Here is a 24,898-nt window from a genome sequence, read left to right on the forward strand (position 1 = left end):
TCACGTCACTTGGCGGTCACCGGCGGCAGGCGCGCCCACCACACCGTGATCGGCCAATCCATGTAGGCCACGCCTTCGGGCGGGTACTGCGGGATCACCGGCGGCACGACGACGCGCCAGGCGTTGTAGACCATGCGCGTCTGCCGGCTGGCCCAGCCCGGGATCATGTAGTGCTCGTGGGCGATGACGCGGTCCAGCGCCCGGCAGGCCGTGAGGAACTCGTCGCGGCTCTCGGCTGTCGTCATCCGCACGAGCAGGTCGTCGATCGCCGGGTTCTTGAAGCCGGGCACATTGCCCGAGCCCTCCACGTCGGCCGCCTTGCTGCCGAACAGGTCCAGGTACTCCGTGCCCGGAAAGTGAGTGCCGGGGTACGCGATCTGCACCATCTCGAACTGGTGCGTGTCCAGCCGCTCCTGGTACAGCGCCCAGTCCACGACCCGGTAGTGCAGCCCGATACCGAGTTTTTCGAGCGCCCGTGCCCACGCCGCGGTGATCGTTTCGGTCCGGCCTTCGGTGGTGTCCAGCAGCTCGATGGTGAAAGGCTCGCCCCTGGCGTTGCGCAGGGCGCCGTCGCGATAGGTCCAGCCCGCCTGGGCCAACAGGTCGCGCGCCTTCCTCAGGTTGTCGCGCAACGACTGGCCGTCGTCGGTGCGCGGCGGCACCGCCATCGGCCCGAAGACTTCGGCCGGCAACTGGCCGCGATGCGGCTCGAGCAGGGCCAGCTCCTCGCGCGAGGGCATGCCGTTCGCCTCGCAGTCCGTGTTGCCGAACACGCCCTTGATGCGGGTGTACGCGCCGCGGAACAGCATGCGGTTCATCCACTCGTAGTCCAGCGCGAGCTCCAGCGCCATGCGCACGCGCCGGTCCTGGAATTTCGGCAGGCGCAGGTTCACGAAGTAGCTCTGGTAGCCGTCGGGGCGGCGATGCAGGAAGACGCGCTTGACCAGCTCGCCGCGATCGAAGCGCGGGCCCGTGAGACGCCGCGACCAGTCGCCCGCGGAAAAGAACTGCATCACGTCGAACTCGCCTGCTTTCAGGGCTTCGAGCTGCGCCGTGTTGTCGCGATAGATCTTCACCGTGATGCGATCGAAGTTGTTCTGCCCGCGACGCACCGGCAGGTCGCGCGCCCAGTAGTTCGGGTCGCGCAGGTAGGTGATGTCGCGGCCGAAGTTCATCGGGCCGATCCGGTACGGGCCGCTCGCGATCGGGACATCGAGCACCACCTGGTCGAAGGGCTTGCCGGCGCCCCATTTGCGGCTGAACACCGGCAGGCCGCCGACGGTGAGCGGCAGCTGGCGATCAGGCTTCTTGAAGCGAAAGCGCACGGTGCGGTCGTCGATGACATCGCAGCCCGCCACGTCCACCAGCAGCGTCGCGTAGCTGGGCGCCGCGTATTTCGAGATGAGCGTCTCGTAGCTGTGCTTCACGTCGGCCGCGAGCACCGGGTCGCCGTTGTGGAAGCGCGCTTCGCGCCGGATGCGGAACGTGGCTGACAGGCGGTCGGGCGCGACCTCGACGTCGTCCGCCAGCAGGCCGTACGCCACGCCGACTTCGTCCATGGCCCCCGTCAGCAGCGACTCGAACAGCAGGTCGCCCAGGAAGGAAGGCTCGCGGCCCTTCAGCGTGAACGGGTTGTACTTGTCGAAATTACTGACGCGCGAGCTGGGCACCAGCCGCAATTCGCCGCCCTTGGGCGCGTTCGGGTTCACGTAGTCGAAGTGGTCGAAACCAGGCGCATACTTGAACGTGCCCCACACCGAATAGCCGGGTGCGGCCCATGCCGCCGCGCCTATCGATGCAGCGAGAACGATGGCCAAACCTCGCATGCTTAGAATTCTGGGCAGTTTTGCAACTCAACCGGACTTTCCATGGGATTCCTCGCCGGAAAAAAATTGCTCATCACGGGCGTGCTCTCCAACCGTTCCATCGCCTACGGCATCGCCAAGTGCTGCCGCGAACAAGGAGCGGAACTCGCGTTCAGCTATGTCGGCGAGCGCTTCAAGGACCGCATCACCGAATTCGCTGCCGAGTTCGGATCGAAGCTCGTGTTCGACTGCGACGTCGGCGACGACGCGCAGATCGAGAAGCTGTTCAAGGATCTGTCGGCAACATGGCCCAGGTTCGACGGCTTCGTGCACAGCATCGGCTTCGCGCCCCGCGAGGCGATCGCGGGAAGCTTCCTCGACGGGCTCTCGCGCGAGAACTTCCGCATCGCGCACGACATCAGCGCCTACAGCTTCCCCGCGATGGCGAAGGCCGCGCTGCCCTTCCTCAACGACAAGTCGGCCCTGCTCACGCTCACGTACCTGGGCGCGATCCGCTCGGTGCCCAACTACAACACCATGGGCCTGGCCAAGGCGTCGCTCGAAGCTTCGGTGCGCTACCTCGCCGAGGCGGTGGGCAAATTGCCCGACGGCCGCTCGATGCGCGTCAACGGCATCAGCGCCGGGCCGATCAAGACGCTGGCCGCCAGCGGCATCAAGGATTTCGGCAAGCTGCTGGGCGTCGTCGCTAATGCCGCGCCGCTGCGCCGCAATGTCACGATCGAGGACGTCGGGAATGTGGCGGCATTCCTGCTGAGCGACCTGGCGGCGGGCGTGACCTCGGAAATCACGTACGTCGACGGCGGCTTCAGCCAGTCCGCCGTGGCGCTCGCGGAAAGCAGCTAAGGCAAAAAGAGGCCCACCTGTTCCAGCCCCCGGTCAGGACGCACGGAACAGGTGGGCGAAGCTGCGGCTGACCTCCAGCACCTCGGCGTGCCCTTGGATGTGAACGCGCTGGCGACCGGTGTCGTCACGCGTCACTGCCGCAATCGCTGCCAGGTTGACGATCGCCGACCGGTGGATCTGCCAGAACTGCTGCGCATCGAGTTGCGGCAGCAGTTCGCGGATCGGGGTGCGGATGAACGCCTCCTGGTCGCGGGTCTGCACCCGCGTGTACTTTTCGTCCGACTTGAAGAACAGCACGTCCTTCACGTCGATCAGTTTCGTCGTGTTGCCCGTGGCCGCCTGGATCCAGCGCAGCGGCTGAACGCCCTTGGGCGTCGTCAGTCCCTGCTGGAGCTTCGCGAGCCGGGCCATCAGCGCATCGAGCGCCGCTTCGTCCTGCGGCGGTGGTGGCGTCGAGCGCGCCGCCAGCCGCGCCTTCACGCGCTGAGCCGTCTGCGCCAGGCGCTCCGGCTCGACCGGCTTGAGCAGGTAGTCGATCGCGCCCTGCTCGAAAGCCTCGATCGCGTACTCGTCATAGGCCGTGACGAACACGATCTCGCCGCACCAGTCGGGCAGCGCCAGGATCTCGCGCGCGGCCTCGATGCCGGTCATGCCCGGCATGCGGATGTCGAGGAACATCACGTCCGGCCGCAGGTCCTCCGCGATCGCCAGCGCGTCGTTGCCGTCGCGAGCCTCGCCCACGACCTCCAGTTCGGGCCAGACCGTGGCCAGGCGCGCCTTGAGCTGCTCGCGCAGCAGGCGCTCGTCGTCGGCGATCACCGCCTTGAGGGGACGTGCAACCGTGTTCATGCGGCCTTCTCCTGCAGGCCGTCGAAGTTCGCGGCCGTCTCCGGGCCCACCTGGTACGGCACGACGATCTTGACGGTCGTGCCCTCGGTGTCGTCGGACCGGAGGATGAGGCGGCTCTTGCCGGGATAGAGCATCGCCAGCCGCTCGCGGATGTTCTGCAGGCCCAGGCCCGTGCCGGAAGTCGGGCTCTCGAGCGTTTCGGTATTGCGGATGCCGACGCCCGTGTCCTTCACCTCGACCCAGAGCTGCCCGTTCTGGATCCGGGCCGCGACCGACACCTTGCCGCCTTCCGGCTTGGGCTCGATGCCGTGCTTGATCGCGTTCTCGACGACCGACTGCAGCATCATGGGCGGGAATTCGGCCGTTTCCGCGCCTTCGGGCACGTTGAACTCCACGTCGAGCCGGTCCTCCATGCGCATCTTGATCAGGTCGAGGAAGGAGCGGATCAGGCGCAGCTCGCGGCCGAGCGTGGATGATTCCTGGCGCATCTGCGGCAGCGCGCCGCGCAGGTAGGTGATCAGGGCCTTCTGCATCTGGCTCGCGCGCTGGGGGTCGGTCTCGATCAGGTAGTCGATTGCCGCCAGCGTGTTGAAGAGGAAGTGCGGCTCCACCTGCGCCTGCAGCACCTGCAGCCGGGCCTGCACCAGCTGGCGCTCCATCGCCTCATGCTCGGCCGCGTGCTGGGCGGTCTTCACCTTCGCGTCGGCCTGCGCGACCTTGCGCACGATGATCTTCGCCGCCACCAGGTAGGCGATGACGATCACCATCAGGGCCGAACCGAGGTCGCCGATGAAGCCCGGCAGCGTGAAGGCCGTCCGCGTGACGACCTGCGGCACGTCCTCGTCGTCCTCGTCCTGATCGGGGGTTCCCGGCGGCGCCGGCGCAACCTCGGCGCCGCGTGCGGCTTCGGAAGCGCCGGGAAGGGCTGGAACGGTCGGCGTGGACCGACGGCGGTGGATTCGAACGCCCTCGGCGCCGCCGATCGTCACATCCACGCCGTCGCCCGAGGCCTTGCGGACGATCTTGACCTTGTCGTGATGCAGGTGCAGCTGGTCGGACAGGATGCTGCCCGCAGCGATCAGGAGGATGAACAGCAAGGTCAGGCGCCACCATGTCATCGATGCCGCCCAGGCGCTCACTTGGGCGTTCACGCGCAGCAGCCAGTCGATGAAGGCGCGCTTCGGCGGGGAGGAGGCGACGTGGTTGTCCTTGTCCATGCGCGATTATTCCTGCCCCTGCCCGCCCCTGCTCCGCCTCAGAGTGCCATGCGCGCGGCACGCGCCGAGGCCGACGCCGCCAGGGGCGTCGCATCCGCGCGTTCGCGCTTGGCGACGATCACGACGCTCGGCAGCGTGACATAGGTCGTGGACAGGGCCACCGAAGCGGCCTGCACCGCGTGCCGGCTTTCGTGCTCCGAGCCAACCCATGCGGCGGCCACGAAGCCGACGACCGCCAGGGCCGCAGCCACGCGCGTCCCGGTGGACAGCAGGGAGGGGGCGTCGGTCGTCTTCATGTCGTTTCTCCGTTTCAGGCCAGGGGTTGGCCTGCTGGAGACGGACTGTAGGGACCGCCCGCGGCCGCCGCGAGCGGGATGCGACGAACCGCAGGAACGTGCGACGAAATGCGGGATCGCCGGATGAACCGCGCCGGTCAGCCCTTCACGCAGTCCGCGAAGTAGCGGGTTCGGCCGTCCTCGCCGGTCTCCTCGACCAGCCCATGGATGTCGGTCTCGAAACCCGGGCAGTTCGAGTTGAACTCGCGCGAGAACTTCAGGTAGTCCACGATCTTCCTGTTGAAGACCTCGCCCGGGATCAGCAGCGGGATGCCCGGCGGATACGGCGTGACCAGCGACGTGGTGATGCGGCCTTCGAGCTCGTCGATTTCCACGCGCTCGGTTTCCCGGTGCGCGATGCGGGCGAACGCGTCGCTGGGCTTCATCGCCGGCGTCAGGTCCGACAGGTACATGTCGGTCGTCAGGCGCGCGATGTCGTACTTGGCGTACATCTCGTGCACATGCTGGCACAGGTCGGCGAGGCCCATGCGCTCGTAGCGCGGGAACTGCTGGCAGAACTCCGGCAGGATCCGCCACATCGGCTGGTTGCGCGCGTAGTCGTCCTTGAACTGCTGCAGCGCCGTCAGCAGCGTGTTCCACCGGCCCTTGGTGATGCCGATGGTGAACATGATGAAGAACGAGTACAGGCCCGTCTTCTCCACGATGATCCCGTGCTCGGCCAGGAAGCGCGTGACGATCGACGCCGGGATGCCGGTCTTGGCGAACTTGCCGTTCAGGTCCAGGCCGGGCGTGACGATGGTGGACTTGATCGGGTCCAGCATGTTGAAGCCCTCGGCCAGGTTGCCGAAACCGTGCCACTTGGCCGTGCGCGCCTCGCCCTTGATGATCCAGTCGTCGGCGCGGCCTATGCCCTCGTCCGCCAGCTTGTCCGGGCCCCAGACCTTGAACCACCAGTCCTTGCCGTAGTCCTCGTCCACCTTGCGCATGGCCCGGCGGAAGTCCAGCGCTTCCAGGATGCTCTCTTCCACCAGCGCCGTGCCGCCGGGCGGCTCCATCATCGACGCGGCCACGTCGCAGCTCGCGATGATCGAGTACTGCGGGCTGGTCGAGGTGTGCATCATGAACGCCTCGTTGAACAGGTGGCGGTCCAGCTTGTTCTCGGCGGCGTCCTGCACGAGCACGTGGCTCGCTTGGCTGATGCCGGCCAGCAGCTTGTGGATCGACTGCGTGGCATAGACCAGCGACTTCTGCGGGCGCGCGCGCTTGCGGCCCATCGCGTGGAAGTTGCCGTAGAACGGGTGGAAGGCCGCGTGCGGCAGCCAGGCCTCGTCGAAGTGCAGCGCCTCGACATAGCCGTCGAGCATGCCCTTGATCTGCTCGGTGTTGTACAGCACACCGTCGTAAGTGGACTGCGTGAGCGTCAGGATGCGCGGCTTGACGCTGTCGGGGTCGACGCCCTTGAGCAGCGGGTTGGCCCGCATCTTGGCCTTGATCGATTCGGGCGAGAACTCCGACTGCGGGATCGGCCCGATGATGCCGAAGTGGTTGCGCGTCGGCTTCAGGAACACGGGGATGGCCCCTGTCATGATGATCGAGTGCAGGATGGACTTGTGGCAGTTGCGGTCGACCACCACCACGTCGCCCGGCGCCACCTCGTGGTGCCACACCATCTTGTTCGACGTCGACGTGCCGTTGGTGACGAAGAAGCAATGGTCGGCGTTGAAGATGCGTGCCGCGTTGCGCTCGCTCGCCGCCACCGGCCCGGTGTGATCGAGCAGTTGCCCGAGTTCATCGACGGCGTTGCACACGTCCGCGCGCAACATGTTCTCGCCGAAGAACTGGTGGAACATCTGGCCGATCGGGCTCTTGAGGAACGCGACCCCGCCCGAGTGGCCCGGGCAGTGCCAGGAGTACGAGCCGTCTTCCGCGTAGTCGAGCAGCGCCTTGAAGAACGGCGGCTGGATGCTTTCCAGGTACGACTTCGCCTCCCGGATGATGTGGCGCGCCATGAACTCCGGCGTGTCCTCGTACATGTGGATGAAGCCGTGCAGCTCGCGCAGCACCTCGTTGGGCAGGTGGCGGCTGGTCTTGGTCTCGCCGTACACGTAGATCGGCACTTCGGCGTTCTTGCGGCGGACCTCGTCGATGAAGTTGCGCAGGTTCAGCACGGCGGGGTCCAGGTCCGGCCCCGGCGTGAACTCCTCGTCGTCGATCGACAGGATGAAGGCGCTGGCGCGGCTTTGCTGCTGCGCGAACTGCGCCAGGTCGCCGTAGCTGGTGACGCCGAGCACCTCCATGCCCTCGGCCTCGATCGCCTGCGCCAGCGCGCGGATCCCCAGGCCCGAGGTGTTCTCGGAGCGGTAGTCCTCGTCGATGATGACGATGGGGAAACGGAACTTCATCGGTGGGGGCCTTTCGGGGAACGGCGAAACAGGCGCGAAGTGTATGCTGTCGCGCGTGACAAACCCAAGGAGGGGTGCATGGCGGATTCCACGCTCCGGCGGATCGCCTCAGGCGATGCCGGGCCAATGGCATCCACTTGTGCCTCAGCCATGCCGATTCCGCCAATGACCCAGTCGCCGTCCGCATGACCGAAAATCCGGTGATGGATACCCGTGTCGTACCGCCCCGCGAAGTGGCCGCCGCGCCTGTGCGCTCCGCGGGCGCCGGGCTGTCGTGCATCATTCCCTGCAAGAACGAGGCGAAGAACCTCGAGCTGCTGCTGCCCCGCCTGCGCGACCTGCTGCCGGCATTGGGGGTCGACTGGGAAGTCCTGCTGGTCGATGACGGCAGCACCGATGCCACCCCGGCCATCGGGGCCGCGTGGGCACGCCAGGAGGGCTTCCGGCTGCTGCAGCTGTCGCGCAACTTCGGCAAGGAAGCAGCGATCACGGCCGGCCTCGAGGCGGCACGCGGCGGGATCGTGGCGATCCTCGATGCCGACCTGCAGCACCCGCCGGAGCTGATCGGCAAGATGCTCGCCTGCTGGCGCGAGGGCGCCGACGTCGTGTATGCCGTGCGCGAGGACCGGTCGGACGAATCGTTCGTCAAGCGCACCGGCACCAACCTGTTCTACCGGTTGATCAATGCGGTCGACCGCTTCCAGGTGCCCGCGGGCGCCGGCGACTTCCGGCTGATGGATCGCTCGGCCGTGGATGCCTTGCTGATGTTGCCCGAACGGCGGCGCTTCATGAAAGGGCTCTATGCGTGGATCGGCTTCAAGGCCGTCGCGCTGCCCTATGTGCCCGAGGCGCGCGTACACGGACGCACCCATTTCAGCATGCGCCGCCTCGTGAGCCTGTCGCTCGACGGCCTGACCTCCTTCACCACCTGGCCACTGCGCATCGTGAGCGTGGTCGGCGGGCTGATGGCGCTCCTGGGTTTCGCGTACGGCGCCTACATCGTCGTCGACTACCTCCTGAACGGCAACAAGGTCTCCGGCTGGACCACCATCGTCGTCACCATGATGTTCTTCTTCGGCATGCAGATGCTGTTCACCGGGATCATCGGCGAATACATCGGCCGCATCTTCGAGGAAGTGAAGCAGCGTCCCGTGTACGTGGTCCGGCGCGAACTCGGCCGCGGCCTGCGGGACGACGCGGCCTCGTGAGCGATCGCGCCTCCACCGCCGGACGCGACCGCGCCCTGCTCCTGCTGGCGTTCGTGTGGCTGGCGGCCACCGCCTGGCTGCGGCCTCTCGCCTTGCCGGACGAAGGCCGCTACGTGGGCGTCGCCTGGGAAATGATCCGCTCGGGCGACTGGCTGGTGCCCACGCTGGACGGGCTGCCGTACTTCCACAAGCCGCCCCTCTTCTACTGGCTGACAGCCGCGGCGCTTTCGGTCACCGACTCCACCCTGCTGGCCGCCCGCATCGCCCCCTTGACCGGCGCGTGCCTCGCCGCGGGCTCGCTGTTCCTGTTCGTGCGACGGTGGTCGAGCAGCGAGCTCGCGCGCTCATCGCTGCTCGTGCTGGTCACGGCGCCGCTGTTCTACTTCGGCGCGCAGTATGCGAACCTGGACATGCTCGTGGGCGGCTGCATCACGGCCACGATCCTGGCCTTCGCGCATGCGGCCTTGCTCGACCCGGATGGCGCCGGCCGAAAGCCGGCCCTGCTGCTCGCCTACGCGCTGTGCGCACTGGGCGTGCTCGCCAAGGGACTGATCGGCCTCGTGCTGCCCGGCATGGTGCTGTTCCTCTGGCTCGCATGGGAGCGGCGCTGGATGGCGATGCTGCGGCTGCTCTGGCTGCCGGGCATCGTGCTGTTCGCCGCCATCGCCGCGCCGTGGTTCGTCGCGATGCAGGGCCGCTTCGAAGGCTTCGCGCACTACTTCTTCGTCGTGCAGCACTTCCAGCGCTTTTCGCAGACGACGTTCAACAATCCGCAGCCGTTCTGGTTCTACCCGGCCGTGCTGGTCCTGCTGACGCTCCCGTGGTCCCCGTGGATGGTCGAAGCGCGCAAGTCCTGCTGGCGGGGTCCCTCCCGGGAAGCGGTCCTGCGACGGCTGATGCTCGTCTGGATCGCCGCGATCACGCTGTTCTTCTCCCTGCCGCACTCGAAGCTGGTCGGCTACATCTTCCCCGCCGTGACGCCCATGCTTTTCCTGGCGGCGGAAGCGCACGGTGGCCGCCGCCCCAAGCTGTGGCGCGCATCCGCGATCGGCGCGGTCGCGATCTGCCTGATCGGCGCGGCCGCGATCGACATCAAGGCCGACCGCTCGCAGGCCGAACTCGGCCAGGTGCTGCGCGAACGGATGCAGCCGTCCGATACCGTGATCGCGCTCGAGGAGTACCGCTTCGCGATCCCCTTCGAGGCCCGCCTGCGCCGGCCCGTGCTCGTCGTGGCCGACTGGTCGCCCCAGGAGGTCGCCAAGCGCGACAACTGGCGCAAGGAACTCGCCGATGCCGCCGTGTTCGCGCCGTCGCAGGACTGGCTGATCTCCGCCGGACAGCTGCCTGCGCGCGTTTGCGCTTCCGGCACGAGCTGGCTGGTCGGCGACCTCGAGGCACCCGCCAAGTATGGCTGGCTCGCGCAGGCCGAGCGGGTCGCGTCCAACCGCAAGCTGGCCCTCTGGCGCGTCGACGGCGCGTCGCCCGTCAGAGCGGACCTGTGCCGCGGAACGCCCAGCGCGAGCTCAGGACGTAAGTGATGGCGGCGACCGCGAGCAGCACGAAGAACAGCACGACCGCGTACCACCGCGTGCCGGTCAGGTGCAGCAGGACCGCATACATCGTTTCATTGACGATGAAGCCGGCCAGCGAGATGAGGAAGAAGCGCGTCGCCGCGCGCGCGAGCGGCGCGCCCGAGCGCGGAAACGTCAGGTGCCAGTGGCCGCTGAAGGACACGCAGAAGGCGGCCAGCCATGCGACGACGTTCGCGACCAGCGGCTGCCAGCCGAAGCCCGACACCATGGCCACCACTGTCCCGAGGTGCACGGCGGCCGCCATGCAGCCCACGATCACGAACCAGGCGATGCGGCGGATCATCGCGCCGCCCCAGCGTTGACATGAAGCGCATCGCGATCTGCATCGACGACTACGGCCTGCACCCCGCGGTGGACGAAGCGATCCTCTCGCTCGTCGCCAAGGGCCGGGTCACCGCGACGAGCTGCATGGTCGGCGCACCCGCGTGGCAATACGACGCGGTGCGGCTGAAGGAACAGTTCGACGCCGGGCGCGTCGATGCTGGATTGCACCTGGACCTCGTCGAATATCCCATCCAGGGCAGCCTGCGGCAGCCGGTGGGCGCCTGGATGCGCGACAGCCTGCTTCGCCGTGTCGATCGGAGCGCCGTGCAGTCCGAAATCCGGGCGCAGCTCGATGCCTTCGAAGCCACGATGGGCCGCGCACCCTCGCACGTCGACGGCCACCAGCATGTCCACCAGTTCCCGGTCGTGCGCGACCTGCTGGTCGATGAGCTCGTTCGCCGCTACGGCGGCACGAGCCTGCCGTGGCTGCGCCGCACGCGCGGCGCGGGGCGCTGGCGTTTCAAGGGCCGCGTCATCGAGGCGATGGGCAATCGCGCGCTGGAGCGGCTGGCGCGCGAACACGGGATCCCGCAGAACCGCAGCCTGCTCGGCGTCTACGATTTCCGCGGTGGACCGGAGCGTTTCCGCGCCCTGCTCGCGCAGTGGCTCCATGAAGCGCGCGACGGTGACTTGCTGATGTGCCATGTTGCGACCGGCATTGTGCCCGGCGACGAGATCGCGCAGGCACGGGTGGACGAATACGCGGTGTTCGAGGGGGACGGCTTCGGTGGACTCGCGCGCGCCGCAGGCGTGGAGCCGGTGCGCATGAGCAGTGTCCTCGAGGACCCGGCTGCTACAATGGCAGGCTCGCGGAGAGGTGGATGAGCGGTTTAAGTCGCACGCCTGGAAAGCGTGTGTGGGTTAATAGCCCACCGCGGGTTCGAATCCCGCCCTCTCCGCCACTGTTTGCACGAAGCCCGCCTCATGGCGGGCTTTTGCTTCAGGCCGCCTCGACCCGGCGCGCATTGCGCGGGTCGGCCAGCATCGCAAGCAGCTGGTTCACGTCCGCCGGCTTGACCATGTGGAAATCGAAGCCGGCCTGCACGGACTTGGAGCGGCTCTCCGCTTCACCGTAGCCGGTCAACGCGATCAGCAAGGCGTCGCGGGATTGCGGCTGGCTGCGCAGGCGGTTCGCGACCTCGAACCCGTTCATGCCCGGCAGTCCGATGTCGAGCAGGACGACATCGGGCTGGAAGTCCTCCGCGATCTTCAGCGCCGACATGCCGTCGTGCGCCGTCTTGACGTCGAAGCCCTCCATCTCCAGCAGCATCATGAGCGTTTCGGCCGACGCCGCGAGGTCGTCCACCACGAGGATGCGGGCCGGTGCGTTCGCTCGCGCGGGCGCGGCGGCTCGAGCCGCCGCGGGTGCGGGCGGCGCAGCAGGAGTGCGCGAGGCCAGCTGCGCCGGCAGGTGCACGACGATCTCGGTGCCCTTGCCCGGGCCCTCGCTGAAGGCCGTCACCCGGCCGCCGTGCAGTTCGACGAGGTGCTTGACGAGCGTGAGCCCGATGCCCAGGCCGCCCTGCGAACGGTCCAGCGACTGGTCGCCTTGCGCGAACAGGTCGAAGATGTGGGGCAGGAAGTCCGCCGAGATGCCGGCGCCTTCGTCCTGCACCGCAATGCGAACTTCGCCGTTGGCGTACGCGGCCGCGATGCGGATCGTCGTGTTCGGGCCGGAGAACTTCGACGCGTTGTTGATCACGTTCGACAGCACCTGCGCGAGGCGCACCACGTCGCCTTGCACCTCGACCGGCTCCGGCGGCAGCTGGACCACGATCTTCTGCTCGCGGGCCTGCGTGCGCGGCGCACTGGCCTCGACCGAGCGCTCGACGATCGCGGCCAGGCTCAGCTTCTCCGGCTTGACCGTGACCTTGCCCTGCACGATGCGCGAGACGTCCAGCAGGTCGTCGATCAGGCGCGCCATGTGGTCGGCCTGGCGCCCGATCACGTCGCGCGCCCAGGTCATCGTGTTCGCCGCCACATCTTCGCCCTGCATGATGTGCACCGCATTGCGGATCGGCGCGAGCGGGTTGCGCAGTTCGTGCGCGAGCATCGCGAGGAACTCGTTCTTGCGCCGGTCGGCCTCCTGCACGGCCGTGTACAGGCGGGCGTTCTCCATGGCGATGGAGGCGCGGCTCACCACCTCCTTCGCGAGCGCCTGCCGCGATGGATCCATGCGGTCGGAATCGGTGAACAGCAGCAGCACGCCGCGCAACTGTCCCCCGCCCAGCAGGGGGCACAGCGCCGCGGCTTCGTCCCGGTGCCGCCACAGCTCGAAGTGGCGCCCGCTCATGACGCGCCGGAGCGCATGGCGCAGGCTCTCCGGCAAGTCTTCATAGCCCTTGCCGCTCTGCCTGGGATACGACTCCGTACGGCCAACGCTGCCGTCGGGGCCGGTCAGAACCAGCACCGCGCGGTCGCCGAGCATCGGCACGGCGACATCGAACAGGGCCGCGATCGTGTCTTCGATGTTCAGCGATCGCGACAGCTGCTGGCCCGCCTCGGAGAGGTAGTCGGCACGATGGATCGCCTCTTCGGCGGCGGCGCGCGCCGCCTCGGACCGGGCGAGCTGCTCGCGCGCCGCCGCCTGCAGCTGCAGCTGGCGGTTCATGCGGTAAAGCTCGACGAACACGCGCACCTTGGAACGCAGCACGTCCGGCACCACGGGCGACGGAATGTAGTCGACGGCGCCCAGCGCGTAGCCGCGCGCGGCCTGCTCCTCGTCGACGTAGGCCGTGATGAACACGATCGGCGTCTGCGCCGACTTCTTGTACTGGCGGATCAGGCTGGCGGTCTCCAGGCCGTCGATGTCCGGCATGTTGACGTCCAGCAGGATGACCGCGAACTCCTGCTCGAGCACGCGCGCGAGCGCCTCCTTGCCCGAGCTGGCGCTGACGATGTCCAGCCCGAGGTCCTCCAGGATCGTGCGGAAGACGAAATGCTTCTCCGGCAAGTCGTCGACGACCAGGATGCTGACCCGGTCGTGCGTGGGCGACGGAGGCGGCGCGTTGGCCGCTGGCGACTTGGTCATTGATGCAACCATGCACGCAGCACCGTGAGCAGGTCCGGCGTGTTCACCGGTTTGGACAGGTAATCCCAGGCGCCCGCCTCGATGCATTTCTCGCGGTCGCCCTTCATGGCCTTGGCCGTGACGGCGATCATCGGCAGGTTCTTGCCTTGTGGCAACTTGCGGATTTCCTTCATCGTGGCCATGCCGTCCATCTCCGGCATCATGATGTCCATCAGGACCACCCTGATCTGCGGGTCGGTGGCGACGCGCTGGATCGCGTCACGGCCATTGTCGGACCAGACGATGTCCATGCCGTGCTCTTCCAGCACCGTGGCCAGTGCGAAGATGTTACGCATGTCGTCGTCCACGATGAGCACCCGCTTGCCGTGCAGCGGCTTGGTCGACTCGTGCAGCCCGTTGATCACGGCGCGCTTCGCTTCGGGCAGCCTGGCGAGGTTGTGGTGCAGCGCGAGCAGCGTGTCGTCGAACAGCTTCGCGACGGAGTGCGATTCGTGCACGGTGATCGTCTCGTCGGAGTGCCAGGCGACCTTGCCGGTGTCCTTGCCGCCGTGGTAGAGCATCAGGGGCACGGGCCCGAGCTCCCCCTGGGCCGCCACGAGCTTGCGCAACTCGCGCGGCTCCACGCCCGGGAAGCCGCCCTCGAGCACGACGGCGTCGAACCGGCCCTCCTCGAGCGCCTCGTTGAGCTTCTCCGCGCTCCTGGCCACCACGATCGAGAACTGCTCGTCCTCGATCTGTGACATGAACTCGCGCCGCGCCGCCGTGTCCTTGAGCGCGACAAGCACCTTCTTCTGGCCGCGCGCGATGTAGGCGTGCAGCTTGTCGAGCATCGTGTCCAGCACTTCCTTGCTCTGGATGGGCTTTTCGACGAACGCGACCGCACCGGAGCGGAAGGCCCGGTCCCTGGAGTCGTCGGTGGAAATCACGCACACGGGCACATGCCGTGCGGTCATGTCCTGCTTGAGGCGATCCAGCACACGCCAGCCTTCCATGTCCGGCAGGTACATGTCGAGCGTGATCGCCGCCGGCTTGTACTGCGTGGCCAGCGTCAGGGCACCGGCGCCGACGGGCGTCACCAGGCCCTTGAAACCCTTGGCCCGCGCCGAATCCAGCAGGAACTTCGCGAAGGCCAGGTCGTTTTCGACGATCAGCAGCACGAGGTCGCCCTGGGCGATGACATCGCGGTCGTCGCCGGCCTCGTTCTTGAGGATCACGCTCTCCTCGGCGACGACGACGGCATCCTGCACCTGCGGCTGGGGTTCGGGCCGCGGCGGGATGCGCTTCGGGGTGCCGGGGATGGTGGCGTCCATCGATACCGTCCCGCGGCGCTGGCCACGGGTGCCCGTGTAGACCAGCGGCAGGTACAGCGTGAAGATCGACCCCTGCCCGGGCGCCGACGACAGCCGGATCTCGCCGCCGAGCAGCTTCGAGAGCTCGCGCGAGATCGCCAGGCCCAGGCCCGTGCCGCCGTACTTTCGGCTGGTCGAGCCGTCGGCCTGCTGGAAGGCCTCGAAGATGATCTGCTGCTTGTCGCTCGAGATGCCGATGCCGGTGTCCTCGACCGAGAACGCGATCACCTGCTGGGCCCGGCCCAGTTCCTCATTGTCCTGCGACCACCCCGAGAACACCTCCTCGATCGTGAGCGTCACGCGGCCCTGGTGCGTGAACTTGAAGGCGTTGGACAGCAGGTTCTTCAGGATCTGCTGCAGGCGCTTCACGTCCGTGACCATCGAGGTCGGCAGGTTCAGGCCGGTGTGGACCATGAAGTCCACGCCCTTCGCTTCGGCGACGTGGCGGAACGTGCGCTCCACGTACAGCTGCAGGTCCGACAGGCGCAGCTCGTTCACGTCCACGACCACGGTGCCCGACTCGATCTTCGACAGGTCCAGGATGTCGTTGATCAGCATCAGCAGGTCGTTGCCCGACGAGTGGATCGTCTTGGCGAACTCCACCTGCTTGCTCGTGAGGTTGCCTTCCGGGTTCTTCGACAGCTGGTCGGACAGGATCAACAGCGAGTTCAGCGGCGTGCGCAGCTCGTGCGACATGTTCGCGAGGAACTCGGACTTGTACTTGGACGTGAGGGCCAGCTGCTTGGCCTTGTTCTCGAGTTCCTGGCGGGCCTGTTCGACTTCCTGGTTCTTGCGCTCCACCTCCTGGTTCTGGTGGACCAGCAGGCGCGCCTTCTCCTGCAGCTCCAGGTTGGTCTGCTGCAGCTCCTGCTGGCGGCTCTGGAGTTCCTGCGCCAGCGACTGCGACTGCGCCAGCAGGTCCTCGGTCCGCATGTTGGCCTCGATCGTGTTGATCACGATGCCGATCGATTCCATCAGCTGGTCGAGGAACGCCTGGTGCGTCGGGTTGAAGATCTGCACGGAGGCGAGTTCCACCACGCCGCGCACCTGGCCCTCGAAGATGATGGGCATCACCAGCACGTTGAGCGGCGGCACTTCCGTCAACCCGGACGCGATCTTGAGCGCGTCGGGGATGCTGGAGGTCAGCACGATCTTCTTCTTGTCGAAGGCGCATTGGCCCACGAGCCCCTGCCCCATGTCGAGCTCCTTGCCGTAGGCGCGATGTCCGTCGGAGGCGTAGCTCGCCATCAGGCGCAGCTTCGGCTCGTCGTGCGTGTAGCGCAGCACGTAGAACTCCGCCTGCTGCGCGCCGACTACGGGGGCGAGTTCCGACAGGATCAGGTGACCCACCGCCACGAGGTCCTTCTGGCCCTGCAGCATCCGCGAGAACTTCGCGAGGTTGGTCTTCAGCCAGTCCTGCTCGGTGTTCACATGCGTGGTGTCGCGCAGGTTGCGGATCATCTCGTTGATGGTGTCCTTCAGCGCGGCCACTTCGCCCAGCGCTTCCACCGTGATCGACCGCGTCAGGTCACCCTGCGTCACGGCCGTCGCCACTTCGGCAATCGCGCGCACCTGCGTCGTGAGGTTCGCCGCGAGCTGGTTCACGTTTTCCGTGAGGCCCTTCCACGTACCCGCCGCGCCCGGCACCTTGGCCTGGCCGCCCAATTTGCCTTCGACGCCCACTTCCCGCGCCACCGTCGTCACCTGGTCGGCGAAGGTCGCGAGCGTGTCGGTCATCGAGTTGATCGTTTCCGCCAGCGCGGCGATCTCGCCCTTGGCTTCCACCGTCAGCTTCTGCTTCAGGTCGCCGTTGGCCACCGCGGTCACCACCTTGGCAATGCCGCGCACCTGGCCCGTCAGGTTGCCGGCCATGAAGTTCACGTTGTCCGTCAGGTCCTTCCACGTGCCGGCCACGCCCTGCACCTCGGCCTGGCCGCCCAGCTTGCCTTCGGTACCCACTTCGCGCGCCACCCGCGTCACTTCCGAGGCGAACGACCGCAGCTGGTCCACCATGGTGTTGATGGTGTTCTTCAGCTCCAGGATCTCGCCCTTCACGTCCACCGTGATCTTCTTGGAGAGGTCACCCGTGGCCACGGCCTTCGTCACGTCCGCGATGTTCCGCACCTGCGAGGTGAGGTTGCCGGCCATCGAATTCACCGAGTCGGTGAGGTCCTTCCACGTGCCGGCCACACCCTGCACGTCGGCCTGGCCGCCCAGCTTGCCTTCGGTGCCCACCTCGCGCGCCACCCGCGTCACTTCCGAGGCGAACGATCGCAGCTGGTCCACCATGGTGTTGATGGTGTTCTTCAGCTCCAGGATCTCGCCCTTCACGTTCACCGTGATCTTCTTGGAGAGGTCACCGGCGGCCACGGCCGTCGTCACGTCCGCGATGTTGCGCACCTGGGCCGTCAGGTTGCCGGCCATGAAGTTCACGTTGTCCGTCAGGTCCTTCCACGTGCCGGCCACGCCCTGCACGTCGGCCTGGCCACCCAGCTTGCCTTCGGTACCCACTTCGCGCGCCACCCGCGTCACTTCCGAGGCGAACGAGGAGAGCTGGTCCACCATGGTGTTGATGGTGTTCTTCAGCTCCAGGATCTCGCCCTTCACGTCCACCGTGATCTTCTTGGAGAGGTCACCCGCCGCCACGGCCTTGGTCACGTCCGCGATGTTGCGCACCTGCGCCGTGAGGTTGGACGCCATGAAGTTCACGGAGTCCGTCAGGTCTTTCCACGTGCCGGCCACGCCTTGAACGTCCGCCTGGCCGCCGAGCTTGCCCTCGGTGCCCACCTCGCGCGCCACCCGCGTCACTTCGGCGGAGAAGGTGCCCAGCTGCTGCACCATCTTGTTGATGATCATGGCGGTGCGCAGGAACTCGCCTTCCAGCGGCCGGCCGTCGGCCTCGAGCGCCATCGACTTGGTCAGGTCACCCTGTGCCACGGCACCGATCACGCGCGCCACTTCCGAGGTCGGATGCACCAGGTCGGAGATCAGCGAGTTGATCGAGTCGGCGCTGTCGCGCCAGAACCCCGTCGCGTTCGGCACGACGGCGCGTTCCTTCAGCTTGCCCTCCTTGCCCACGACGCGCGACAGGCGGGCCAGTTCGTGCGACATGCGAAGGTTTTCGGCGACCACGTCGTTGAAGGCGTCGGCGACCTTGCCGAACACGCCCGTCCAGTCCTGCGGCAGTTGCGCGTCGGGCCGGCCCTTCTTCAGGTCGGTGAGCCCGCCCAGCAAGGTGCGGGTGTTGGACGCGAGCGTCTCGCAGTGGTCGAGGATGTTGTTCACCGCCGCGACGTCTTCCTGCCAGAATCCCGTGAGCTTGTCGTCCGGCACGCGTTTGGTCGCCTTGGCCACGCTGCGGCTGGCCGGGTCGAGCCCTTGCAGCCGGTTCGAGGTGCGCGCCGTCTGCGCGACCAGTTCATTGAATTCGCCCGCGATCTTTCCGTAGATCCCGTCCCACTCCGACGGCAGCGTCACGCCGGTTTCGCCCCGCCGGAACGCGCCAAGTGCCTTCAGCACCTGCCTGAGCTCCGCGCTTTGCTGGTCCACCGTCGGTAGCTTCGCCAGTACTTCCATGCTTTCTCCCAATAGATGAGCCTGCCTGAACTCGGCAACAAACTGCGCCAGATTACCGGCATCACAGGCTAGCTACAACTGCGGAAAAAATGCCATGGTCCGCAAAGCCAGTACTGGCGCGGGCTGTAGGACGGCACCTACGAGAACAGCAGCGGGGTGCCTACGCCGCATATCGCTCCGCTACGGAAACGCAATGTGAGCGATGCAAACAAAAAGCCGCCCGAAGGCGGCTTTTTGATAGGAGCTGGAGATCACTCCAGGGGGGCCTTCTTGCCGTCCTTGTATGTGTAGAGCGTCGTGGCGGCGTTCTTCAGCTCGCCGTTCGGCTCGAACTGGATCGTCGACGTCACGCCCTTGAAGTTGGCCTTCTTCAGCTCGGGGATGTACTTCTTCGGGTCCGTGGAGCCGGCGCGCTGCATCGCGTCCACCAGCACGAACGTCGCGTCGTAGGTGTAGGGGCTGTAGATCTGGAACTGGCCGGGGAACTTGGCGTCGTAGCGCTTCTTCCACTCGGTGCCGCCAGGCATTTTCGCGAGCGAGGCGCCGCCTTCCGCGCAGATCGTGTTTTCCAGCGTCTTCGCACCGCCCGCGAGCTTGATGATCTCGTTCGTGCAGATGCCGTCGCCGCCGAAGAACTTGACCTTCGTCATGCCCAGCTGCTCCATCTGGCGCAGCATGGGGCCGCCCTGCGCGTCCATGCCGCCGTAGAAGATCGCATCGGGGTTCTTCGACTTGATGGCGGTGAGGATCGCCATGAAGTCGGTGGCCTTGTCGTTCGTGAACTGCTGGTCCACGACCTCCATGCCCTTGGACTTGGCCGTCTTCGCGAAGATCTCGGCAACGCCCTGGCCATAGGCCGTACGGTCGTCGATGACGGCGACTTTCTTCAGCTTCAGCTTGTCGGCGGCGTAGAGCGCGAGCGCGGCGCCCAGCGCGTTGTCGTTCGCGATGATGCGGTACGTGGTGTCGTAGCCGGGCTTGGTCAGCGCCGGGTTGGTTGCCGCGCCGGTGATGTGGGGGATGCCGCAATCGTGGTAGACCTTGGACGCGGGGATCGTCGTGCCGGAGTTGAGGTGGCCGACCACGCCGGCGACCTTCGCATCGCACAGCTTCTGGGCCGCGGCCGTTCCCTGCTTCGGGTCGGCGGCATCGTCTTCGGTCTGCACTTCGAGCTTGACCTTCTTGCCCCCGATGGTGACGCCCTTGGCATTGAGGTCCTCGATGGCCATGCGAACGCCGTTGTCGTTGTCCTTGCCGTAGTGGGCCTGCGGGCCCGACATGGGAGCGACATGGCCGATCTTGACGACTTCCTGCGCGGACGCGAAGCCTGCAACCGCGGCGATCGCCGCTGCGACGGTCAGCTTGTATTTCAGTTTCATGGGGAGAACCTCCAGGTAGGGAATAAGGTTGAAGAATCTGGTGGATTCAACGGGCGCGAACGATAACGCAAATTCCGCACCCGGGCGATAGGGAAACGTCTAGGCGCCGCCTTGCGATGAGCGGGAATACCCGCACCCGTCACTTGCGCGTCTTTTGATTTGCGGCAATTTCGTCGACGATGGCCTGGGACACGGCTTCGCGCACCACCAGTTCGATTTCCTCGCGCAGCACGGGGCCGAGCGTGCGCGTGTGTTCCAGCACCGTGGCCGCGATCGTCTCGCGCAAGCGCCGCTCCAGTGTCATGTCCACGCGCTGCATCACGCGCATCACGAGCTGTTCCTGGTCGGCGCCGGGCTCGCCGCGCGCCGCGGCACCGCTGCGGACCACTTCGGTGAGGGTGGGGACGAACCTGGGTGGGGTGCGGGCGGGGGACATCAGGCCTCCTTCAATTCGAGGTCGATACGCTTGAGCTCATAGCCGCGGCTCTTGTAGTGCTGCCAGCGCTGGCGCGCGTGCGCGCGGTCTTCCTCGTGCACCGTCACCACCTCGATCAGGCGCTCGAACCGCTCGAAGCCTTCCGGCACCTGTGCACCGAGATTGACGGCGACCTCGTGATGCGGCGCCTCGCGAAGCGCGGGACAAAGCACGATCGGTGTGGCCGCGAGCATGGCAGCCGAAGCGGAGGCGAAGCAATGCGGCACGAATTCCAGCGCCTCGAAGGTCCAGAGCACGGCATCGAGCTCGCGCAGGAAGCCGTGCTCGCCCGTCACCGCCACTTTCGCGCCCTTGAGCGCCGCCTTGCGCAGCAAGCGGCAGGCATAGCCCATCTTGTCGGGCGCGTTGAAGTGGAACTCGACGCCGGTCACGCGCTCCTCTCAGGCCTTCGCGCGCCTGGGCGCGGCCTTCTTCTTCGCCGGCGCACTTTCGCCCTGCCGCGAGAGCAGGAACTGGTACAGCAGGCCGACGGGCCGTCCCGTCGCGCCCTTCTGCGGCCCGCTCTTCCAGGCGGTGCCGGCGATGTCCAGGTGCGCCCAGGGGTACTTGGACGCGAAGCGCTGCAGGAACTTCGCTGCGGTGATCGCGCCACCGGCGCGGCCCCCGACGTTCGCGACATCCGCGAAGTGGGTCTTCAGGCCCTCGGCGTATTCGTCGTCCAGCGGCATGCGCCAGCACAGGTCCAGCGCGGCGTCGCCGGCGGCCTGCAGCTCCTGCGCCAGGCCCTCGTCCGTCGCGAACAGGCCGCTGCGGAAATTGCCGAGCGCCACCACGCATGCGCCCGTGAGCGTGGCGATGTCGACGACCGCACCCGGCTTGTAGCGCTCGGCGTAAGCCAGCGCATCGCACAGCACCAGGCGCCCTTCCGCATCGGTGTTGAGGATTTCCACGGTCTGGCCGTTCATCGTCTTCACGACGTCGCCCGGTTTCACCGCGCGGCCGTCGGGCAGGTTCTCGCACGCGGCGATGAGCCCGACCACGTTCATGCGGGGCTTGAGCTCGCCGATCGCGCGGAAGGTGCCGAGCACGCTGGCCGCGCCGCCCATGTCGAACTTCATCTCGTCCATGTCCTGCGAAGGCTTGATAGAGATGCCGCCGCTGTCGAAGGTGATGCCCTTGCCGACCAGCACGATGGGCGCTTCACCCGAGGCGCCGCCCTTGTGTTCGAGCACGATGAAGCGCGCGGGCTGCTCCGAGCCCTGCGCCACCGCCATGAAAGCCCCCATGCCGAGCTTCGCGATCTCCTTCGGGCCGAGCACCTCGCAGCCGAAGCCGTGGGTCTTGGCGAGCTTCTTCGCCTCTTCGCCCAGGCGCGTGGGCGTTGCGTGGTTCGGCGGCAGGTTCGCCAGCTCGCGAGTGAACTCGATACCGGCTGCCGCGGCCTTGGCCGCGTTGAAAGCGCCTTGCAGCCGGCCGGCATCCGCGACGCCGACGGTCACGCGCTCGATCTCGCGGCCCTCGGGCTTGGTCTTCGTGGCGACATACACGTAGCTGGACTCCGCCGTGCCTGCCACCGCCGCCCGCACCATGTCCTCGCTCGCATCCTGCGGCAGGACCACCACGAGCCGCTTGACCGCGGGCGACGAGCGCAGAGAGCCCACGGCGCCGGCCACCGCCGAGTGCACGCGGCGGGCGCTGCCGTCGCCGGCGCCGGCGAGGATCACCCGCGCGGCGCCGATGCCCGCCGGCTTGTAGGCCTGCAGGCTCTTGCCGGGCTTGGCCTCGAAGTCGCCGGCCTTGAGCGCGTCGGCGGCGAGCCTGGACAGCGGGTCCTTGCCGGGCTGGAATGCTTCGGTCACCACGAGCACCAGTGCGTCGCACTTCTCGCGCGCCGCGCCTGCCGCATCCAGGGTCTTGAGCTGGAAGTCCATAATCCTCGCTTCTCTTTTTCGGTTTGTCTCGACCGCGCGATGTTATTCCATTCGTCTTTGCGCCGCGAACTCGCCCGCAGTTTCGGCGCGACGCTCGTGGTGCTGGTGACCATCGTGATGACGATGACGCTGGTGCGCACGCTCAGCCTCGCGTCCAAGGGCACCGTGAATCCCGAGGACATCCTGATGGTCATGGGGTACGCCGTGATCGGCTACATGCCGCTGCTGCTCACGCTGTCCCTCTTCATCGCGATCGTCGGCACGCTCTCGCGCATGTACCGCGACAGCGAGACAGTCATCTGGTTCAGCGCGGGCCGCGGCCTGTCGTCCTTCCTCGGGCCGCTCTTCCGGTTCGCGTGGCCGATCCTGCTGGTCGTTGCCCTGCTCGCCCTCGTGGTCTGGCCCTGGGCCAACGCCCAGACGCAGGACCTGAAGGATCGTTATGGCGCGCGCGGCGACCTCGAACGCGTCGCGCCGGGCCAGTTCCAGGAATCGGCGAGCGGCACACGCGTGTTCTTCCTCGACAAGGACACGCCCGACAACAAGTCGGGCAAGAACATCTTCATCGCGACCAACGAGCACGGCCGCGAGACCGTCACGGCGGCCAAAACCGGCAACGTGGTCCCGATCGGCCCCAACCAGTTCCTGGTGCTGGGCACCGGGCAGCGCGTCGAGAGGCCCACGACCGGGCCGAAGGAGGTGCGCATCAGCGAATTCGACGAGTACGCGGCCCGCATCGGCGGCAGCGAGCTCGCGTCGCGCGACAACGCGCCGGCCAAGGCGAAATCGACCTTCGCATTGATTGCCGACCCGACCCGGGTGAACCTGGGTGAACTCGGCTGGCGCCTGGGCCTGGCGCTTGCGGCGTTCAACTTCATCGTGATCGCCGTGATCGTCTCCAACGTGAACCCGCGCGCAGGACGCAGCGGGCACCTCGTCTTCGCGCTCTTCGCGTTCGTCGTGTACTACAACCTGTTGAATATCGGGCAGAGCTGGGTGACCACCGGGCGCGTGGGCCTCGCCGCGTTCATCGTGGCGCTGCACGGCGGCGTGCTGCTGCTGGCCGGCTTCTGGCTCGCGAAGCAGCACAACAACTGGAGCTTCGCCCGCCTGAACGGGAAAGCCGCCCCGTGAGGACGATCCGCCGCCTGATCTACCGCGAGGTGCTCGCCGCGGTCGTTTTCGTGACCGTCGGCTTCCTCGCCCTGTTCTTCTTCTTCGATTTCGTCGACGAACTGCCCAACGTGGGCCGCGGCTCCAGCACGTACCGGCTCACGCAGGCGCTCGCGTACGTGGCGCTGATGGTGCCCAGCCACCTGTACGAGCTGCTGCCGATCGCGGTGCTGATCGGCACGATCTTCGTCATGGCCCGCCTCGCGCAAAGCTCCGAATACACCATCCTGCGCACGAGCGGACTCGGGCCCTGGCGGGCCATGCGGACGCTGTTGATCCTGGGCTCGGTCTTCACCGTGCTCACGTTCGCCGCCGGCGATTACCTCTCGCCGATGGCCGACCGTGCGGGCACACTGCTCAAGGCACGGCTCGAAGGCCGCATCAGCGTCGGCCAGACCGGCGCGTGGCTGAAGGAGCGGCAGTCGTTCCACACGTACAACGTCAACGTCGGCGCGCTCACGCCCGAGGGCGACATGCAGTCCATCCGCATCTTCGAATCGGATGCGCGCGGCTACATGGTGTCGATCACCCAGGCGCGGCGCGGCCGCTTCGAAGACGACAGCGCGTGGCTGCTGCAGGACGCCGAGCGCAGCGAGATCGCGACACAGGGCGCGGAGACCAAGGTGGACACGGTGAAGTTCGCCACCTACCGCTGGCCGACCGAGATCACGCAGGAGATGGTGTCCGTCGCGCTGCTCAAACCCGACCGCATGGGCACGCTGGACCTGTTCCAGTACATCCAGCACCTGGAGGCGAACGGCCAGACCTCGCAGCGCTACGAAATCGAGTTCTGGCGCAAGGTGTTCTATCCCCTGTCCTGCATGGTGATGGTGGTGCTCGCGCTGCCCTTCGCCTACCTGCATTTCCGCTCGGGCAGCATCACCACCTTCGTGTTCCTCGGCGTGCTGATCGGCATCAGCTTCTTCCTGCTGAACAACGTGTTCGGCTACATCGGCAACATCCAGAACTGGCGGCCCTGGCTCACGGCGGCCGCGCCGGGGCTGATCTACACCTGCTTCTCGCTGGGTGCGTTCGGCTGGCTCGTGTTGCGAAGATGAAGGCCGTCATCCTCTTCGGCCATGGCTCGCGCGACCCGCAATGGCGCGAGCCGATGGAAGCGGTGGCCCAGCGCATCCGGGCGCGAGTGGCACCGGTGCAAGTGCGCTGCGCCTTCCTCGAACTCGAAGCGCCCGACCTGCCGGACGCCGCGCGCGAGCTGGTGGAGGCGGGCGCGGATGCGATCCGTATCGTGCCCATGTTCCTCGGCGCGGGACGCCATGCACGCGAAGACCTGCCGCGCCTCGTGGAGGCCTGCCGGCACACGCATCCCACGGTCCAGTTCGAGCTGGCGCCCACCGTGGGCGAAAACCCACGCGTGCTGGATCTGATCGCGGCGATCGCCCTGGAATAAGCCCTTCTTCGGCGGCGGGCCGGGTTTGCTCGTGCATAATGAATCTCTTCCTTAG

At 67.0% G+C, this 24,898-nt stretch carries 19 protein-coding genes and 1 tRNA gene; 8 read left to right on the top strand and 12 right to left on the bottom strand.

Translation table 11 applies throughout. The features are described from left to right. Positions 1-5: 5 nt before the first annotated feature. Positions 6-1,826 carry an extracellular solute-binding protein gene (locus AC3EF3_RS09740; RefSeq protein WP_488531954.1) on the bottom strand — a complete coding sequence of 607 codons (1,821 nt, stop codon included), beginning with the start codon at positions 1,824-1,826 and terminating at the stop codon, positions 6-8. Between the two features lie 42 nt (positions 1,827-1,868). Between AC3EF3_RS09740 and fabI the strand changes: the two genes are divergently transcribed. Beyond that, entirely contained in the window at positions 1,869-2,669 is an 801-nt protein-coding gene (fabI, locus tag AC3EF3_RS09745) for an enoyl-ACP reductase FabI (protein WP_488531955.1), read from the top strand. Positions 2,670-2,702: 33 nt separating this feature from the next. Here the strand turns inward: fabI and AC3EF3_RS09750 are convergent, their stop codons facing one another. From AC3EF3_RS09750 to AC3EF3_RS09765, 4 genes are all read right to left on the bottom strand, one after another. Next, positions 2,703-3,518, bottom strand: a complete 816-nt coding sequence (locus AC3EF3_RS09750) for a LytR/AlgR family response regulator transcription factor (protein WP_488531956.1) — start codon at positions 3,516-3,518, stop codon at positions 2,703-2,705. Next, entirely contained in the window at positions 3,515-4,735 is a 1,221-nt protein-coding gene (locus AC3EF3_RS09755) for a sensor histidine kinase (RefSeq protein WP_488531957.1), read from the bottom strand. The genes AC3EF3_RS09750 and AC3EF3_RS09755 overlap by 4 nt, the downstream gene beginning before the upstream one ends. 38 nt (positions 4,736-4,773) lie before the next feature. Next, positions 4,774-5,031, bottom strand: a complete 258-nt coding sequence (locus AC3EF3_RS09760; protein ID WP_488531958.1) for a hypothetical protein — start codon at positions 5,029-5,031, stop codon at positions 4,774-4,776. Between the two features lie 137 nt (positions 5,032-5,168). Continuing rightward, positions 5,169-7,433 carry an Orn/Lys/Arg family decarboxylase gene (locus tag AC3EF3_RS09765; RefSeq protein WP_488531959.1) on the bottom strand — a complete coding sequence of 755 codons (2,265 nt, stop codon included), beginning with the start codon at positions 7,431-7,433 and terminating at the stop codon, positions 5,169-5,171. 203 nt (positions 7,434-7,636) lie between these two features. On the opposite strand from AC3EF3_RS09765, the gene AC3EF3_RS09770 reads away from it, so the two are divergent. Together AC3EF3_RS09770 and AC3EF3_RS09775 are read left to right on the top strand one after the other, a co-directional pair. Further along, positions 7,637-8,641, top strand: coding sequence for a glycosyltransferase family 2 protein (locus tag AC3EF3_RS09770; RefSeq protein WP_488531960.1), 1,005 nt, complete (start codon positions 7,637-7,639; stop codon positions 8,639-8,641). Continuing rightward, on the top strand, positions 8,638-10,179 hold the full coding sequence (locus AC3EF3_RS09775; protein WP_488531961.1) for an ArnT family glycosyltransferase: 1,542 nt from the start codon (positions 8,638-8,640) through the stop codon (positions 10,177-10,179). The genes AC3EF3_RS09770 and AC3EF3_RS09775 overlap by 4 nt, the downstream gene beginning before the upstream one ends. Here AC3EF3_RS09775 and AC3EF3_RS09780 read toward each other — a convergent pair. Further along, positions 10,127-10,516, bottom strand: coding sequence for a GtrA family protein (locus AC3EF3_RS09780; protein WP_488531962.1), 390 nt, complete (start codon positions 10,514-10,516; stop codon positions 10,127-10,129). The two genes, AC3EF3_RS09775 and AC3EF3_RS09780, sit on opposite strands and share 53 nt — an antisense overlap. Positions 10,517-10,536: 20 nt before the next feature. On the opposite strand from AC3EF3_RS09780, the gene AC3EF3_RS09785 reads away from it, so the two are divergent. Both AC3EF3_RS09785 and AC3EF3_RS09790 read left to right on the top strand, forming a co-directional pair. Continuing rightward, positions 10,537-11,382 (top strand): ChbG/HpnK family deacetylase, encoded by an 846-nt coding sequence (locus AC3EF3_RS09785; RefSeq protein WP_488531963.1) that lies wholly within the window; start codon positions 10,537-10,539, stop codon positions 11,380-11,382. Next, positions 11,369-11,459: transfer RNA gene (locus tag AC3EF3_RS09790), tRNA-Ser, on the top strand. Before AC3EF3_RS09785 ends, AC3EF3_RS09790 begins: the two co-directional genes overlap by 14 nt. A 38-nt stretch (positions 11,460-11,497) precedes the next feature. Here AC3EF3_RS09790 and AC3EF3_RS09795 read toward each other — a convergent pair. From AC3EF3_RS09795 to AC3EF3_RS09820, 6 genes are all read right to left on the bottom strand, one after another. Then, on the bottom strand, positions 11,498-13,588 hold the full coding sequence (locus tag AC3EF3_RS09795) for a hybrid sensor histidine kinase/response regulator (RefSeq protein ID WP_488531964.1): 2,091 nt from the start codon (positions 13,586-13,588) through the stop codon (positions 11,498-11,500). Beyond that, a complete protein-coding gene (locus AC3EF3_RS09800; protein ID WP_488531965.1) occupies positions 13,585-18,513 on the bottom strand; it encodes a HAMP domain-containing protein in 4,929 nt (1,642 codons plus the stop codon). Before AC3EF3_RS09800 ends, AC3EF3_RS09795 begins: the two co-directional genes overlap by 4 nt. Positions 18,514-18,764: 251 nt before the next feature. Continuing rightward, positions 18,765-19,892, bottom strand: a complete 1,128-nt coding sequence (locus AC3EF3_RS09805; protein ID WP_488531966.1) for a branched-chain amino acid ABC transporter substrate-binding protein — start codon at positions 19,890-19,892, stop codon at positions 18,765-18,767. A 139-nt stretch (positions 19,893-20,031) separates the two neighbouring features. Continuing rightward, positions 20,032-20,328, bottom strand: a complete 297-nt coding sequence (locus AC3EF3_RS09810; protein WP_488531967.1) for a hypothetical protein — start codon at positions 20,326-20,328, stop codon at positions 20,032-20,034. Beyond that, a complete protein-coding gene (locus tag AC3EF3_RS09815) occupies positions 20,328-20,759 on the bottom strand; it encodes a DNA polymerase III subunit chi (protein WP_488531968.1) in 432 nt (143 codons plus the stop codon). Before AC3EF3_RS09815 ends, AC3EF3_RS09810 begins: the two co-directional genes overlap by 1 nt. 9 nt (positions 20,760-20,768) lie before the next feature. Beyond that, positions 20,769-22,259 (bottom strand): leucyl aminopeptidase, encoded by a 1,491-nt coding sequence (locus AC3EF3_RS09820; protein ID WP_488531969.1) that lies wholly within the window; start codon positions 22,257-22,259, stop codon positions 20,769-20,771. A 57-nt stretch (positions 22,260-22,316) separates the two neighbouring features. Here AC3EF3_RS09820 and lptF point away from each other — a divergent pair, with 57 nt between their 5' ends. From lptF to AC3EF3_RS09835, 3 genes are read left to right on the top strand one after another with little or no spacing between them, the layout of a single operon-like run. After that, entirely contained in the window at positions 22,317-23,393 is a 1,077-nt protein-coding gene (gene lptF / locus AC3EF3_RS09825; RefSeq protein ID WP_488531970.1) for an LPS export ABC transporter permease LptF, read from the top strand. After that, entirely contained in the window at positions 23,390-24,490 is a 1,101-nt protein-coding gene (gene lptG / locus AC3EF3_RS09830) for an LPS export ABC transporter permease LptG (protein WP_488531971.1), read from the top strand. The genes lptF and lptG overlap by 4 nt, the downstream gene beginning before the upstream one ends. Continuing rightward, complete coding sequence (locus AC3EF3_RS09835; RefSeq protein ID WP_488531972.1) at positions 24,487-24,843, top strand: sirohydrochlorin chelatase; 357 nt, start codon at positions 24,487-24,489, stop codon at positions 24,841-24,843. Before lptG ends, AC3EF3_RS09835 begins: the two co-directional genes overlap by 4 nt. Positions 24,844-24,898 lie beyond the last annotated feature (55 nt).

Source organism: Ramlibacter sp. GS1-15 (genome assembly GCF_057785015.1).

Bases quoted from the DNA above. Each gene is read 5' to 3' on its own strand.
- AC3EF3_RS09740 (WP_488531954.1), bottom strand. From the start codon at position 1,826: ATGCGAGGTTTGGCCATCGTTCTCGCTGCATCGATAGGCGCGGCGGCA.
- fabI (WP_488531955.1), top strand. From the start codon at position 1,869: ATGGGATTCCTCGCCGGAAAAAAATTGCTCATCACGGGCGTGCTCTCC.
- AC3EF3_RS09750 (WP_488531956.1), bottom strand. From the start codon at position 3,518: ATGAACACGGTTGCACGTCCCCTCAAGGCGGTGATCGCCGACGACGAG.
- AC3EF3_RS09755 (WP_488531957.1), bottom strand. From the start codon at position 4,735: ATGGACAAGGACAACCACGTCGCCTCCTCCCCGCCGAAGCGCGCCTTC.
- AC3EF3_RS09760 (WP_488531958.1), bottom strand. From the start codon at position 5,031: ATGAAGACGACCGACGCCCCCTCCCTGCTGTCCACCGGGACGCGCGTG.
- AC3EF3_RS09765 (WP_488531959.1), bottom strand. From the start codon at position 7,433: ATGAAGTTCCGTTTCCCCATCGTCATCATCGACGAGGACTACCGCTCC.
- AC3EF3_RS09770 (WP_488531960.1), top strand. From the start codon at position 7,637: ATGGATACCCGTGTCGTACCGCCCCGCGAAGTGGCCGCCGCGCCTGTG.
- AC3EF3_RS09780 (WP_488531962.1), bottom strand. From the start codon at position 10,516: ATGATCCGCCGCATCGCCTGGTTCGTGATCGTGGGCTGCATGGCGGCC.
- AC3EF3_RS09785 (WP_488531963.1), top strand. From the start codon at position 10,537: ATGAAGCGCATCGCGATCTGCATCGACGACTACGGCCTGCACCCCGCG.
- AC3EF3_RS09795 (WP_488531964.1), bottom strand. From the start codon at position 13,588: ATGACCAAGTCGCCAGCGGCCAACGCGCCGCCTCCGTCGCCCACGCAC.
- AC3EF3_RS09800 (WP_488531965.1), bottom strand. From the start codon at position 18,513: ATGGAAGTACTGGCGAAGCTACCGACGGTGGACCAGCAAAGCGCGGAG.
- AC3EF3_RS09805 (WP_488531966.1), bottom strand. From the start codon at position 19,892: ATGAAACTGAAATACAAGCTGACCGTCGCAGCGGCGATCGCCGCGGTT.
- AC3EF3_RS09810 (WP_488531967.1), bottom strand. From the start codon at position 20,328: ATGTCCCCCGCCCGCACCCCACCCAGGTTCGTCCCCACCCTCACCGAA.
- AC3EF3_RS09820 (WP_488531969.1), bottom strand. From the start codon at position 22,259: ATGGACTTCCAGCTCAAGACCCTGGATGCGGCAGGCGCGGCGCGCGAG.
- AC3EF3_RS09835 (WP_488531972.1), top strand. From the start codon at position 24,487: ATGAAGGCCGTCATCCTCTTCGGCCATGGCTCGCGCGACCCGCAATGG.